Annotated in this window: 13 protein-coding genes; 3 read left to right on the top strand and 10 right to left on the bottom strand. The window is 67.6% G+C overall.

All coding sequences use genetic code 11. The features are described from left to right. Positions 1-56: 56 nt before the first annotated feature. Both rffA and rfbA read right to left on the bottom strand, forming a co-directional pair. The gene (rffA, locus tag QCD70_RS03370; RefSeq protein ID WP_301213747.1) at positions 57-1,241 is read right to left on the bottom strand and encodes a dTDP-4-amino-4,6-dideoxygalactose transaminase; all 1,185 of its coding nucleotides are present in this window, start codon (positions 1,239-1,241) and stop codon (positions 57-59) included. Between the two features lie 88 nt (positions 1,242-1,329). Beyond that, entirely contained in the window at positions 1,330-2,196 is an 867-nt protein-coding gene (gene rfbA / locus QCD70_RS03365; RefSeq protein WP_301213746.1) for a glucose-1-phosphate thymidylyltransferase RfbA, read from the bottom strand. Positions 2,197-2,411: 215 nt separating this feature from the next. Between rfbA and QCD70_RS03360 the strand changes: the two genes are divergently transcribed. Next, positions 2,412-3,554 carry a glycosyltransferase family 4 protein gene (locus QCD70_RS03360; RefSeq protein WP_301213744.1) on the top strand — a complete coding sequence of 381 codons (1,143 nt, stop codon included), beginning with the start codon at positions 2,412-2,414 and terminating at the stop codon, positions 3,552-3,554. Here QCD70_RS03360 and QCD70_RS03355 read toward each other — a convergent pair. The 4 genes from QCD70_RS03355 to purE are packed head-to-tail and all read right to left on the bottom strand — an operon-like array spanning position 3,502 to position 7,829. Then, a complete protein-coding gene (locus QCD70_RS03355) occupies positions 3,502-5,133 on the bottom strand; it encodes a class I adenylate-forming enzyme family protein (protein ID WP_301213743.1) in 1,632 nt (543 codons plus the stop codon). The genes QCD70_RS03360 and QCD70_RS03355 overlap by 53 nt on opposite strands. Continuing rightward, on the bottom strand, positions 5,093-5,944 hold the full coding sequence (locus QCD70_RS03350) for an SDR family NAD(P)-dependent oxidoreductase (protein WP_301213742.1): 852 nt from the start codon (positions 5,942-5,944) through the stop codon (positions 5,093-5,095). Before QCD70_RS03350 ends, QCD70_RS03355 begins: the two co-directional genes overlap by 41 nt. A gap of 23 nt (positions 5,945-5,967) precedes the next feature. Further along, positions 5,968-7,332: an LCP family protein gene (locus tag QCD70_RS03345; RefSeq protein WP_301213740.1), complete on the bottom strand. Its 1,365-nt coding sequence runs from the start codon at positions 7,330-7,332 to the stop codon at positions 5,968-5,970. Continuing rightward, complete coding sequence (gene purE / locus QCD70_RS03340; RefSeq protein WP_301213739.1) at positions 7,329-7,829, bottom strand: 5-(carboxyamino)imidazole ribonucleotide mutase; 501 nt, start codon at positions 7,827-7,829, stop codon at positions 7,329-7,331. Before purE ends, QCD70_RS03345 begins: the two co-directional genes overlap by 4 nt. Positions 7,830-7,922: 93 nt before the next feature. Between purE and QCD70_RS03335 the strand changes: the two genes are divergently transcribed. Then, a complete protein-coding gene (locus QCD70_RS03335; protein WP_301213738.1) occupies positions 7,923-8,519 on the top strand; it encodes an RNA polymerase sigma factor in 597 nt (198 codons plus the stop codon). 290 nt (positions 8,520-8,809) lie between these two features. After that, complete coding sequence (locus QCD70_RS03330) at positions 8,810-10,132, top strand: PQQ-binding-like beta-propeller repeat protein (RefSeq protein WP_301213737.1); 1,323 nt, start codon at positions 8,810-8,812, stop codon at positions 10,130-10,132. A 7-nt stretch (positions 10,133-10,139) separates the two neighbouring features. On the opposite strand, the gene QCD70_RS03325 is transcribed toward QCD70_RS03330, so the two are convergent. The 4 genes from QCD70_RS03325 to QCD70_RS03310 all read right to left on the bottom strand — a co-directional run bounded on the left by QCD70_RS03325 (position 10,140) and on the right by QCD70_RS03310 (position 13,230). Next, on the bottom strand, positions 10,140-11,276 hold the full coding sequence (locus QCD70_RS03325) for a 5-(carboxyamino)imidazole ribonucleotide synthase (RefSeq protein ID WP_301213736.1): 1,137 nt from the start codon (positions 11,274-11,276) through the stop codon (positions 10,140-10,142). A 144-nt stretch (positions 11,277-11,420) separates the two neighbouring features. Beyond that, a complete protein-coding gene (locus QCD70_RS03320) occupies positions 11,421-11,627 on the bottom strand; it encodes a hypothetical protein (protein WP_301213735.1) in 207 nt (68 codons plus the stop codon). A gap of 9 nt (positions 11,628-11,636) precedes the next feature. Continuing rightward, positions 11,637-12,392, bottom strand: coding sequence for a PH domain-containing protein (locus QCD70_RS03315; RefSeq protein WP_301213734.1), 756 nt, complete (start codon positions 12,390-12,392; stop codon positions 11,637-11,639). Positions 12,393-12,399: 7 nt separating this feature from the next. Then, a complete protein-coding gene (locus QCD70_RS03310; protein WP_301213733.1) occupies positions 12,400-13,230 on the bottom strand; it encodes a biotin--[acetyl-CoA-carboxylase] ligase in 831 nt (276 codons plus the stop codon). Positions 13,231-13,256: the final 26 nt, after the last annotated feature.

Below are 13,256 nucleotides of genomic sequence, written 5' to 3'. Positions count from 1 at the left end.
ATCTTAGCCATGCAATCCCGGGCCCCGGGTGGGGACTCCCCGCGGTGCACGAGGCCTCACCTGTGGAAGGAGGACACCGCTTCGATCACACGGTCGATCTGGCCCTGCCTCATGCCGGCCCACAGAGGCAGGCGCACGAGGCGGTCGGAGAAGCTCTGGCTCTGTGTGAGCTCGCGCAGGCGACGGCCGTGCTTCAGGCCCGCCGGGGCGGAGTCGAGCGGAATGTAGTGGAAGGTCGCGAAGACCCCCAGCGAACGCAGGTACGCGAGCAGCGCCACCTGGTAGTCGTGGTCCGGAGTCTGCAGGAAGAAGAGGTGTGCCGGATGACGACGGTCGGCCGGCACATCCATCAGCCGCACGTTCTCGTCGGCCGCCCACGAGGGCAGCCGGGTCGCGTAGCTGTTCCAGATCGCGTGCCTCTTCTGCTGGATGCGCGTGAACGATTCGAGCTGCGAGTCGAGGACTGCGGCGTTGTACTCGCTCAGCAGGTAGCTCGACCCGATGTCGACCCACGTGTACTTGTCGATCTGCCCGCGCAGGAAACGGGCTCGATTCGTGCCCTTCTCGCGCATGATCTCGGCACGATCGAGGAGTGTCACGTCGTTGATCAGAATCGCGCCGCCCTCGCCGCAGTGCACGTTCTTGGTGTCGTGAAAGCTCTGCACGCCGACCACGCCGAAGGTGCCCAGCGCCTGCCCCCGGTAGGCGCCACCCAGGCCGTGCGCGTTGTCTTCGATGATGGCGAGCCCGTGCTCGTCGGCGATCGCCGTGATGGCCTCGAAGTCGACGGCGACCCCGCCGTAGCTGACGACGGAGATCGCCTTGGTTCTGGGGGTGATGGCCTCGGCCACCTGCTGCGGATCGATGTTTCCGTTCCGCATGTCGACGTCGACGAACACACAGGTGGCGCCGGTGAGGGCGATGGCGTTGGCCGCCGAGGGGAAGGTGAAGCTCGGAAGGATCACCTCGTCGCCGGGGCCCAGGTCGAGGAGCCGGCTGGCGAGTTCGAGCGCGTGCGAACCGGAGGTCGTCAGAAGCGCGGCCGCGGCACCGGTGATCTCGGTGAGCCGCTGGGTGGCGGAGCGGGTGAAGTCGCCGTCGCCGTGAGCGTGGTCGCCTCGCACGACCTGTCGAAGATTGGCCATCTCACGCGGTGCGTGAAACGGCTTCGAGAACAGGATGGCTGCATCGTCGTTCGGTTTTGTGGGCGACGACAACAACTCGCTGTGGTTCTGGTGCATGGTCTGCGAATCATCTCAGAGCAAACACATAGAAAGCCACATTCGACGCGTGTCGAAGCTGAAGATCATCCCCGAGTACTACTGCCGATCAGCGGGCGTCGAGAAGCGTGTTGAGGTAGGCCCCGTATCCGCTCTTCACGAGGGGAGCCGCGAGCGCGCGCAGCTGCTCGTCCGAGATCCATCCGGCGCGCCAGGCGATCTCCTCGATGCAACCGATCTTGAAGCCCTGGCGGTCTTCGACGACGCGCACGAACTCGGTGGCCTGAACCATCGACTCGAATGTGCCGGTGTCGAGCCAGGCCGTTCCACGGTCGAGAACCTGCACCCGCAGGTTGCCCTGCTTGAGGTAGCGCTCGTTGACCGTCGAGATCTCGAGCTCGCCGCGGGCGCTGGGCTCGATCGTCTTGGCGATCGCGACCACGGAGTTGTCGTAGAAGTAGAGGCCGGGAACGGCGTAGTTGCTCTTCGGCTCGAGCGGCTTCTCCTCGATCGACACGGCCACGTTGGCGTCGTCGAACTCGACCACGCCGTAGGCGCGCGGATTGGCCACGTGGTAGGCGAAGATCAGGGCGCCATCGAATGAGGTGTTGTTGCGCAGGCTGGAGCCGAGGCCCGTTCCGTGGAAGATGTTGTCACCGAGCACGAGGGCCACGCTCTCGTCACCGATGAACTCCTCGCCGATGATGAAAGCCTGGGCGAGTCCGTCGGGCGACGGCTGTACCGCGTACTCGAGGCGGATGCCGAGCTCGCTGCCGTCGCCGAGCAGAGACTTGAACTGCTCGTTGTACTCGGGAGTCGTGATGATGAGGATCTCATTGATGCCCGCCATCATCAGCGTCGACAGGGGGTAATAGATCATGGGCTTGTCGTAGATGGGCATCAACTGCTTGCTGATGCCCTTCGTGATGGGCCAGAGCCGGGTGCCGGAGCCGCCGGCGAGAATGATTCCACGCATGGTGGAGAAGTCTACCGGGCGGCCTCTCAGGAAGCCTCATTGGACACTGATAGGGTCGGAGCCACGGACAGTTCGTCGTTTTGTTCGTTCCGCCCCGCGGCTTGTCCACCCGGTTTTTTTGAGACCTGTCGCAGGTCCCGAGCGGAATTCGAACCCGTGCGACGGTGTCCGGTGGGCTGCACTCTGCAGCGCACTCGGGAAGTATTTGGAGACTGATGACAACCCTCAGGGTGATCATTGATCAGATGGTGGCGACCGTACCGGGGGGAATCGGTCGCTATACGGAAGAACTGACACGTGAGTTGATCGCCACGGCACCTCGTGGGTGCGACGTCGAAGGCATCATCTCGAAGGTGCCCGACGAGACGTACGACGAGACCCTGGCCCGGCTGCCCGGTCTCGGCGGTCTCACACGCCTGTCTCTGCCGCGACGCGAGCTCGCACGCGCCTGGCAGCACGGATTCTCGACCGGGGCCAAGGGCCGCGGCATGATCCATGCCACCAGCCTGCTCGCCCCTCTCCGCAAGATCGACCGCGTCAACTCCATCGGCGAGCAGGTGGCCGTCACGATCCATGACGTCGTTCCGTGGACCCACCCCGAGACGCTCACCAAGCACGGCGTCGCCTGGCACAAGGGGCTGGCCAAGCGGGCGCGTCGCTACGCCGACGCCATCGTCGTTCCGACCCACGCGGTCGCCGCTGAGCTGCGCGAGTTCGTCGACTTCGGCGACCGGGTGCGTGTCATCGGCGGCGCCGTCAGCTCCAAGCTCGTCGTGCCCGAGAATGCAGACGAGCGCGCGTCGGAGCTCGATCTGCCTGCCGAGTACATCCTCACCGTCGGCACCCTGGAACCCCGCAAAGGTCTCGCGCCCCTGATCGCGGCGCTCGCACGCCCCGGCGTGCCCGATCTGCCGCTGCTCATCGCGGGCCCCGACGGCTGGGGCGATCTCGATGTCGCCCGCGTCGTCACCGAGGCGGGTCTGCCCGCCGAACGCGTACGCACCCTGGGATTCGTCTCCGACTCCGATCTGGCTCTGCTGCTCGACCGTGCCTCGCTCTTCGTCTACCCCAGCCTCGCCGAGGGGTTCGGGCTCCCCGTGATCGAGGCCATGAACTTCGGCACCCCGGTGATCCACTCCGACGTGCCCGCGCTGCTCGAGGTCACGGCCGGAGCGAGTGTCCCGGTGGAGCGCGACGACCCGGCCGGATATCCGGAGCGCATCGCCGCGGCCATCACCCGCGTGCTCGGAGACACCCAGCTCTTCGAACGTCTCTCCGTGGGCGGATACGACCGCGCCCGAGCATTCAGCTGGCGCGATTCCGCCGAGAAGGTCTGGCAGCTGCACGCCGACCTGTAACAGGTCGCTCCGGTTCGCGCACGACGATCCGTTTCGGCACCTCGAACCGTTCGACCCGCGCATCCAGCCATGACCGGAGCTCGTCCGGCGAGGGAGCATCGGATGGTTCGAGGCCGGCCCGCAGTGTGACGGCGGCGCAGACCACCCGTCCGAACTCGGGGTCGTCCTCACCTTCGGCGCTCGCGCTGCCCACCGACGGATGCTCCGCCAGCGCCTCCTCGACCCGGCTGAGCGACACGTTCTCGCCACCCGAGACGACGATCCGATCGCTCCGTGAGGTGACGTGCAGCCGCCCGGCCGGCGACATCCACCCGACGTCGTGGGTGCGGCGACTCCCGCCCGCACCCGCGATCACGACTCGGATCTCGCCCGTCGCTCCCCGCGACACCGGGCGACCCGCGGCATCCGTCACCGCGATCGAGATGCCGGGAAGCGGACGACCGGCCGTTCCCGGCTCGCGCGACGACTGCCGGGGCGTCGAGCGCGTCAGGGTGCCCGTCTCGGTCGAGCCGTAGGCGTTCACGATCACGCCGCCCCAGGCGTCGATGGCTGCGGCAGCGTGCTGCGGTGCAAGCGGGGCAGATCCGCTCAGGATGCGCCTCACCGATGCGGGCGGCACGACGCCGTCCGCGAGCATCCGCACCAGCTGGGTCGGCACGAGCGTGAGGGCGACCGGTGAGTGGCGGTCGAGAATGCGCTGGAGCGCGGCGCCGCGGAGTCCGTGGCCGAGCACGACGGCACCTCCCACGAGGATGCCGGCGACGGCGGCACTCAACCCGTGGCCGTGGTGCAGGGGGGTGAGCACCAGGAGGGCTCGCCGGCTCCGGACTCCCGACGCGAGCAGCAGGGCGGCCAGTCCGCCGGCGCGCGCGAGCGTCGCATCGGGTGATCCGATCGCGCGCGGCGCACCCGTCGTGCCGGAGGTGAGGAGGCCAAGGCGCCCGCGTCGAGCGGGGCGCGGCGACCGCACCCCCATACAGCGAGGAGGGCGATCCTGATCGATGACGGGGCCAGAGAATCCGGCCTCGCGCACGGCGCGCAGACCGTCTGCGTCAGCGATCACGACGAGCGGCTTCTGGGCACGCAGCGTGCGGGTCAACGACGACGCACCTCCGAAGGAGTCGACCGGAATCACCTCGAATCCGGCGCGCAGGGCTCCGGCGATGGCCGCGAGCGGGCTCACCCGGGATCGCACGAGTACACACGCGCGTGGATGCGCATGCTTCTCATGATCGGAGGCCGCCTCGGCGCCCGGAACGACCGACACGAGTCCCCGCGCGATCAGCATCGCCCGTCTCCACAGCTCGTCGTAGCTTGTCGAGCCCAGGTCGTCGATCACCGCGGTGCTCCCACCGGAGCGACGCGCCGACACCTGAACGACCGTGTCGAGGCCGGCGCCGTGCCGCAGAACCAGCGGCACGAGCACGGTCACCACCTGCCACGGACGCAACAGAAATCCGCTCCGAGCCGCGACCATCAGCAGCGGCCCGACGCCCGAGAGAATCGACGCACGCGAGACCGAGCCGCGCGAGCGCCGGTCAGGCCGCATCGGCCCGACGTGCGAGACGGCGATGGGCACGGCCCGCGAAGGGAGTGAGCAGCAGATCGCTGAGCGCCGGAGAGACCACGGCAATCACCCCTCCTACCCGGGCGAAGACGGGGGCGACGAGGCGCGGCCGACGCACGACGGCCGACGCGACCACGCGGGCGGCCGCGGCCGTCGACAGTCCGGGCAGAAAGCGATAGAGAGGCGTCGCGTGGCTCATGCTCGAGTGCACCAAAGGCAGGTGAATGCTCGTGGTGCTGATTCCCTGCGCCTTCAGCTCGGGCGCCACAGCCCGCAGCCAGGCCTCGAAGGCGGTCTTCGTCGCCGTGTAGACGCTCCATCCCGGAGCGGGCAGGTCGACACCGACCGTCGCGATCGACACGAGATGCCCACCGCCCCGCGCGGCCATCGCCGGGAGCAACCCGAGACACAGCGCGACAGGGCCGAGAAAATTCGTTCCTGTGCTGCGCAGCACGTCGTGAAAACGGTGCGTGTACTCGGGCAGGAACCGTCTGATCGACAGCCCCGCGTTCGACACGATCACCTCGGGCACTCCGATCTCGTCGAGAATGCGGGCCGCCGCGGCCGTTGCCGCATCGGTATCGCGCAGGTCGAGCACCACCTCATGGGCCTCTCCCCCGTGGGAACGGATGCCGTGGGCCACCGCGGCGAGCGCCTCGGCGCCGCGAGCGATAAGCACGACCCGGGCACCGGCATCCGCCATCACCCGAGCTGTCGCCGCCCCGATGCCGCGCGACGCGCCCGTGACCACGACGATGCGCCCCTCGACCCGACCTCGAAGCGCCCGCTGCGCGGTGGCACGCCTCTTGGCAGTGACGCCCATCCCCCGCATGCGGTGCGCCCCGGCTACTGCGTCTTCGACGAACTGAGCACGAGGGCGTCTGTCACGGACTGCCTCACGGTGGCCCAGTCGGGATCTTCGGGATCGATCAGCGGCGGCACGAGTTCGACGTTGTCGATCGGGAGGTCTTTCGTCTTGAGCGCGAGGTCGAGGAAGTACGCCAGGGTCGACTGCGGCACGTCGGTCTTCACCACGTCGGCGCCGGCCTGGGCGATGCCCTGGAACTTCGACAGCACGTTGGCCGGCTGGAACTGCGTGAGGATGGCCGTCTGCAGCTCGCGCTGGCGACTCATGCGGTCGTAGTCGCTCGTGGAGTGGCGGGACCGGGCGTACCAGAGCGCCGTCGTTCCATCCATGTGCTGCAGGCCGGGCTCGATCCAGCCCTCGACCTGCTCGAGGTTCTCGTCGCCGCCGATGGGCAGGCGCTCGGTGACGTTGATGTCGACGCCGCCGAGGGCGTCGATGAGCTGAGCGAAGCCCTGCATGTCGATAAGCACGTAGTACTGGATGGTGATGCCGAGCGCCCCTTCGACCGCGTCTTTCGTGGCCTCGATACCCGGGCTCGACCCCTCTGCCTCCGCGTTCGGATAGAGCGCCCGGTATTCGTCGTAGGCCTCGACGCGGGGGTACAGGAAGCTGATCTGGCAATCGGAGCCGCAGTCGTAGACGCCCGTGCCGTTCTCATCGAAGTCGGAGCCGATGAGCGGCGATCCCTCGGGGAACGGCACCTGCTGCAGGTCGCGCGGAACACCGATCATCGTGGCCCGGCCCGTGTCGGCCTCGATGCTGACGACGGTGATGCTGTCGGGGCGCAGGCCGTCGCGATCGGCACCGGCGTCACCGCCGAGAAGAAGGATGTTGTAGCGGCCGTCGACGGGAGGCTCGGCATTCGCCTGGACCGCGAAGATCGAGGCCACGGTGTCGCGGGTCACGTTCACGAGGTAGGCGCCGTAGCCCGCGCCTCCGGCGAAGAGCACGAGCAGCACGGTGGTGAAGGCCGCGATCCAGCCGCGTGCCTTCGGCCGCGTACGCACAAGACGCACCAGGCGCAGGGTGTCGAGGGCGAGGATCACCCACAGCACGGCATAGGCGACGAGCAGGATCTGCACCGCCCACAAGCTCCACTCGTTCGTGAAGATCGAGAAGATGACCTGGGGCCAGATGAGATAGACCAGGCCCGCCACGATGGCGAGTCCCACCAGGCCGAGCGTGCAGGCCAGGCCGAAGCGGCCGAGGCGCCTGCTGCCGGCCAGCACCTGGGCGGAGCCGGGCAGCACGAAGTTCAACACGACCAGCACCCAGGCTCGGGCGGTCATGACTTTGGGAGAGGCCACATCCGGATAGCGGATGGGTGCGTTGACAGTGGTCATAGGCGCGCTTGCAGGTCCTGGTTCTTCTGTTCGACAACGGCGGTGAGCTCTTCGCGATAGTCGCCGAGCTTGCCCGCGAGCGTGTCGTCGAAGGTCGAGAGGATGCTCACGGCGATGAGGCCGGCATTCTTCGCACCGCCGATCGACACGGTGGCGACGGGGATGCCCGCGGGCATCTGCACGATGGACAGCAACGAATCGAGGCCGTCGAGACGGGAGAGAGGCACGGGCACGCCGACGACGGGGAGGGTCGTGACGGCGGCGAGCATTCCTGGAAGGTGGGCGGCGCCGCCGGCGCCGGCGATGATCACCTTGAGCCCGCGCTCACGGGCTGTGCGTCCGTAGTCGATCATCTTTTCGGGTGTGCGGTGGGCCGAGACGACCTGCACCTCGTGGGCAATACCGAAGTCGTTGAGCACGGCGACGGCGTCGGCCATCACGGAGAAGTCGGAATCCGACCCCATGACGACACCGACGAGAGGCATAAGAGCGGGCATTTGCCCATGGTAAAGGTCACTTCTGCAAGAAAGCCGCTGCGGCACGCACCAGCAGCGATGGAACCTTTTCCAGCCGACCGGACACTATGAGGTATGGGCACAGAACTAGTGAACGAGCCGGCCCTCTGGGAGCTGGCTCGTGGCGGCGATTCCGGGGCGTTCGCGATGCTCTATGACAGACACCGCGACCGCGTGTTCGGTCAGGCGTTGCGACTCATGCGTTCGCCGCATGATGCCGAGGACGTGACGGCGATGGTGTTTCTCGAGCTCTGGCGGCGACGCAAGATCGTGACGCTCGTCAACGAGACGCTGATCGGGTGGCTGCTCGTGACGACGAACAACGTGTCGCACAATTTCGTCCGGAGCATGCGACGGTACAAGGCGGTCATCGATCGCATTCCTCCGGCCGAGCCGGAGGGCGCCCACGATTTCGATCGGGTGGACGAGGAGATCGACTCCGCCGGCCGCGGCCGGAGTGTCGGCAGCGCATTCGCACAGCTGTCTGCGAACGACCAGAACATCATCACTCTGTGCGTGCTCGAAGAGTTCAGCCTGGCCGAGGCAGCGGCCGCGCTCCGGATTCCCGTCGGCACGGTCAAGTCGCGCTTGTCCCGCGCCAAACAGCGACTTTCCGCGCTCACGACCGAAGACATACAACGAACCGCAATCACCTCGGGAGGTGCGAAGTGACTGAGACACCGAAGTTCGATCCCCAGCGCAGTGCTGCGATCCGGCACCTTCTCATCGAGAACGTCGAGGCGGAGCCGAAGCGTCGCACGAGCCACCTCCGGGCCCTGCTCGCCGGCCTCATCATCACGGGCGTCGTCGCCTCCGGCTCGACCGCCCTGGCCCTCAACCGAGACTCGCTCTTCGGTGCGCCAGCACCGAGTACCGGTGTCGAGGTCTCGACACCGCCCACCCCTACCGCGTCTGTCACGACGCCACCTGCGCAGGAGACGGAGAGTCCGGCGCGGATATCAGTGGCGACCGCACCGATCGTCCCCCAGGACATCGCCACCCAGCCGACTGGCCCGACTTGGTCGCTGCAGCCTCCCGGTCTGGGAGAACCGGGAAAGCTCGTCGGATCCATCGACATCTCGGAGGATTATGCCCTGATCTCGGTCGCCCCGGAACACGGAGCCGACTTGACGTCCGAGTCCTTGCCCGCGTCGACCTCGAGCCTCTCTGTGACACTCGTCAATACACGAACCGGTGACCAGGTCTGGAGTCGTGAATGGCACTGGGATCTCGAGGCCGGCGTCTCGTCCGCGGACGCCCGCGCACTCGTCCTCGGGACGTCCGGACGAGTGCTCGTCGTCACGACCGGTAGCGAGAACGGGCCCCGCGAGGTTCTCGACCTGTCGACAGGCACAGCCGTAGCGGCATTTCAACCCGCCGAACCCGGCGAAACCCTGAAGAAGGTCTCCGTCGTTCCCGGCGATTCGGGCGACGTCTACGCCACCCTCGCACAGCGTGACGACCAGGGCGACGTCCTCCCGTACTCCTTAGTCAAGAGGTTCGACCCGGCTAACACGACCGATGCGCAGTGGGTCACCCGGATCGATGCTGCAGGCGTGAACGTCGGTGACTCCGGCAACGACATCGGCTACGCGAAGGTGACCTATTACGCCGGCGATCCACAACAGTCCGGGAACGGGGTGCTCGACCTGGCCACAGGCGCCTTCGTCGCTCGACCGGAACCATTCGAGTACTATCCGTTCACCGGCTACACGATTCGATCGAACCCGGACGAGGCCGGTGGGTCATCGACGCTGACAGGCTTGGACGATGATGGCAACACCCTCTGGACGCGGACGGAAACCGGCCTGGCCCAGGTGGACGAGGTGCTGACCTCGGCAGCAATACCCGGAAGTCCGCGATGGTCCACGGTCGGTACTGGTCAATTCGTCGTCGTCTCCGCCAACGGCGTAGCGCTGGTCGATGGCCTGACGGGCTCCACGATCTGGCAGGCGGCACTAGCCGACTGGAAGCTCGAGTACCCCTCGGTCCCACTTCGGTTCGAGGCGCAGGGAGATGTGCTGACGGTGACGAACTTCGGTGGCAGCCCCTCGTCACTGGTGGACCTGACAACGGGAGCATGGATGGGGTTCTCCCCGTGGGATATCAGCTACGAGACATCCGGCGCCGAATACGCCTATCGGTCGATTGATGGACAGGTCTCGGCGATCGACAAGATCAGCGGAGAAGTCATCTGGACAACAGACTTGGCTGCCGATTCATTGTTCTTCGCAGGAGGACGGCTCGTCGCAACCGAGGGGAATACGCTTCGTTCGGTCGGCTGATCTGAGCTCAGTTCTGGAAGAAAGCCGCTGCGGCACGCGCCTCGAACACGACCTGGTCGAGGTCGTCGCCGCCGGCGGTGACGTGTCCGACCTTGCGGCCGGGTCGAGGCGCCTTGCCGTAGTTGTGGAATTTGACCGTGGGCTGGTCTGCGAAGGCCACCGGATAGCGGTCTGCCAGGGTGCCTTCGGCCGGCCCGCCGAGCACGTTCACCATGACCGACCAGGTGTCGCGGCATCCGGTGGAGCCGAGCGGCAGGTCGAGGACCGCGCGCAGGTGCTGTTCGAACTGGCTCGTGGTCGATCCGTCGATCGACCAGTGGCCCGTGTTGTGCGGGCGCATGGCCAGCTCGTTCACGAGCAGGCGCTCGTCGGTGGTCTCGAAGAGCTCGACCGCGAAGACGCCGGTCACCCCGAGGCCCTCGGCGATGCTGGTGGCGATGTCGGCGGCCACGTCGGCCACCCGGCCCGCGCTGCGCGGCGCCGGTGCGATGACCTCGGCGCACACGCCGTCGCGCTGGATGGACTCGACGACCGGCCAGAGCTGCATGTCCCCCGACGGTCGGCGCGCCACCATCTGCGCCAGTTCGCGGCTGAAGTCGACCCGCTCCTCGGCGAGTAGCGCTCCCCCGTTGCCGTCTTCGGCGAGGGCGACGAACCAGTCGGCCACCTCGTCGGCGTGCGTCACGACACGCACCCCCTTGCCGTCGTAGCCGCCGCGAGGAGTCTTCACCACCGCGTGCCCGCCGTTGTCGGCGATGAACGCGGCCAGCTCGTCTGCGTCGGAGACGGCGGCCCAGATCGGAACCGGCACGCCCAGCTGCTCGAGCTTCTCGCGCATGAGGATCTTGTCCTGCGCGTAGAGCAGGGCGTCTGGTCCGGGGTGCACGGCATGGCCCGCCTCGACGAGCGCGCGCAGTATCGGCTGGGGAACGTGTTCGTGATCGAAGGTGACCACATCGACGGTCTCGGCGAATGCCAGCACGGTGTCGCGATCGAGGTAGTCTCCCACCTCGCTGGCGGCGAGTGCCGCCGACGACCCCTCGTTCTCGGCGAGCACTCTGAGGTCGAGACCGAGGTTCACCGCCGCGGGAATCATCATTCGAGCCAGCTGACCGCCACCGATAACACCTACGCGATAGTCCACCCGTACAGCTTAACGAATTCGCTGTTGATCCCTTCGACAGGCTCAGGGAACGGGCGGGTCGGTCCCTTCGACAGGCTCAGGGAACGGGCGGGTCGGTCCCTTCGACAGGCTCAGGGAACGGCCGGGTCGGGTCGGGCGTCAGGCTCAGTTCGGGCGGCCCAGGATGTCGTCGGAGTGCTGCGCCACCCAGAGCTCGGCGAGGTGCAGGTCTGCCGCCTGATGGATCTCGACCCCGTCGACCGTCTCGATGATGAACGGGCCCTCGCCGTGGCCCGAGGCCTCCCGGATGTTCGCCACGTGCTCGTTGCCGACCCAGACCTGTTCGAGCTTCTCGCCCTTGAATTCCAGCATGTCCCGAGGCTACTCCGATCGGGGCTGTGACTGCTCGTCCCACCAGGGATTGTCCTGATCCGGTCGGTGGAACCGCACGGCGTGGGAGGGAACGTGCTGCGACTCGAGCAGGTCGCCGATCACCTCGGACACCAGATCGGCACGGGGAACATCGCGGAGGACGGCGAACTCGCCCGGCCCGGTGCCGATGCGCACGTCGCCCGAGCGGAACATGGCCTGCAGCAGCGACTTGCGCACGGTGATGTCGCCGGCGCGCACGAGCATCAGCTCGCTCCGGGTGTTCACGAGGAGGCCCCGGCGCAGAATGATGCGCCTCGTGCTGATGACATAGCGGGTGCTCAGCCACCGCACCGTCGGAACGAGGAAGAAGAGCACCGCCAGGAGCGCACCGGCCGCGAGAACGGCCCAGTTCTGCCAGTCGACCGGGAACCAGCTCGAGAAGTACCCCGTCGCTCCCGCCACGGCGATCAGGAGGATCGTGGGAAAGAACAGACGCCGACCGTGCGCTCGGAACTTGGCGACCACCCGCTCCGGTTCGGCCGCCTCGTCGGCCGCACCCGCGGCATCCGGTGCGGCCTGGGGCCGAGGCCCCGCCGCCCGACGCGGGGGCCGGATGCGTTCGGTCGCGACCGTCTCGCCGTATGCCGACGGCGCGGGGGCCGGGGGCAGCGGCCCGGAACCTCCGGCCGCGATGAGCTCAGTGGGCGCGTCGGAGCCGTGGATGAGCGCGCCGAAGCTCGGACGCGGCTGCTTCGAGGCGGGCATGGGCCTATTAAACCTTCAGGTGGGTGATATCCCCTGCGGCCACGACGACTCTCCAGCCATCCGAGTCCCGATCGATACCGATGCGGCCCAGCTCGTCGATCTCGCGCGCGATGCCCGAGACCACCTCGCCGTCGGGCAGCTCGGCCAGCACGGGTGAGCCGAGCGTGCCGCAGAGGGCGGTGACCAGGGCGTGCAGCCCGCTCCGCACCGCGTCTCCCTCGAAGCGCACGAAGTCGCGGTAGAGGCGGGAGAGATTGATCAGGTAGCCCGCAAGCGCCGCGTCGAGGGATGCGTGGCTCACTCCGGCGAGCAGCAGGGAGGTGGCCGTCGGAACCGGGAGTTCGTTCTCGTCCAGAGAGATGTTGAGGCCGGCGCCGACGATGACTCCGGTCTCGGGGATGAGCTCGCTCAGGATTCCGCTGACCTTCGCACCGTCGATGAGAACGTCGTTGGGCCACTTGAGCGACGTGGCGGGATGGTGGTGCACGCGGGTCGCGTGGCCCACCTCTCCCTCGATGAGGGAGCGCACGACCTTCGTCATCGCGGCACCGGCCATGAGCGGCAGCCACCCCAGGCTGTCGGGCGGCAGTGCAGACCCGACGCCGATGGGCTGCCGCAGCAGAACCGACACCGCGAGGCACTTGCCGGCCGGCGCGGTCCACGTCCGCCCGAGGCGCCCGCGGCCCTGCGTCTGGGTGTCGGTCGCGACCACCGACAGATCGGGCCAGGCCGAGGCATCCGGGCCCGTCGCGTGCTCGCGCAACGCATCGTTCGTGGACCCCGTGCGGGGAAGCCACTCGAGGCGCTCGGCGACAGCGGAACTGAGGGGCAGTTTCATAGGCATCACCCTAGGCGCAGCGTCGC

The sequence above is a fragment of the Agreia sp. PsM10 genome (assembly GCF_030433855.1).
Taxonomy (GTDB): Bacteria; Actinomycetota; Actinomycetes; order Actinomycetales; family Microbacteriaceae; genus Agreia.
Note: the sequence above shows the minus strand (reverse complement) of the source record. Positions and strands in the feature narration are given on the sequence as shown.

Bases quoted from the DNA above. Each gene is read 5' to 3' on its own strand.
- QCD70_RS03320 (WP_301213735.1), bottom strand. From the start codon at position 11,627: ATGCTGGAATTCAAGGGCGAGAAGCTCGAACAGGTCTGGGTCGGCAAC.
- QCD70_RS03315 (WP_301213734.1), bottom strand. From the start codon at position 12,392: ATGCCCGCCTCGAAGCAGCCGCGTCCGAGCTTCGGCGCGCTCATCCAC.
- rfbA (WP_301213746.1), bottom strand. From the start codon at position 2,196: ATGCGTGGAATCATTCTCGCCGGCGGCTCCGGCACCCGGCTCTGGCCC.
- rffA (WP_301213747.1), bottom strand. From the start codon at position 1,241: ATGCACCAGAACCACAGCGAGTTGTTGTCGTCGCCCACAAAACCGAAC.
- QCD70_RS03345 (WP_301213740.1), bottom strand. From the start codon at position 7,332: ATGACCACTGTCAACGCACCCATCCGCTATCCGGATGTGGCCTCTCCC.
- QCD70_RS03360 (WP_301213744.1), top strand. From the start codon at position 2,412: ATGACAACCCTCAGGGTGATCATTGATCAGATGGTGGCGACCGTACCG.
- QCD70_RS03310 (WP_301213733.1), bottom strand. From the start codon at position 13,230: ATGAAACTGCCCCTCAGTTCCGCTGTCGCCGAGCGCCTCGAGTGGCTT.
- purE (WP_301213739.1), bottom strand. From the start codon at position 7,829: ATGCCCGCTCTTATGCCTCTCGTCGGTGTCGTCATGGGGTCGGATTCC.
- QCD70_RS03350 (WP_301213742.1), bottom strand. From the start codon at position 5,944: ATGGGCGTCACTGCCAAGAGGCGTGCCACCGCGCAGCGGGCGCTTCGA.
- QCD70_RS03335 (WP_301213738.1), top strand. From the start codon at position 7,923: ATGGGCACAGAACTAGTGAACGAGCCGGCCCTCTGGGAGCTGGCTCGT.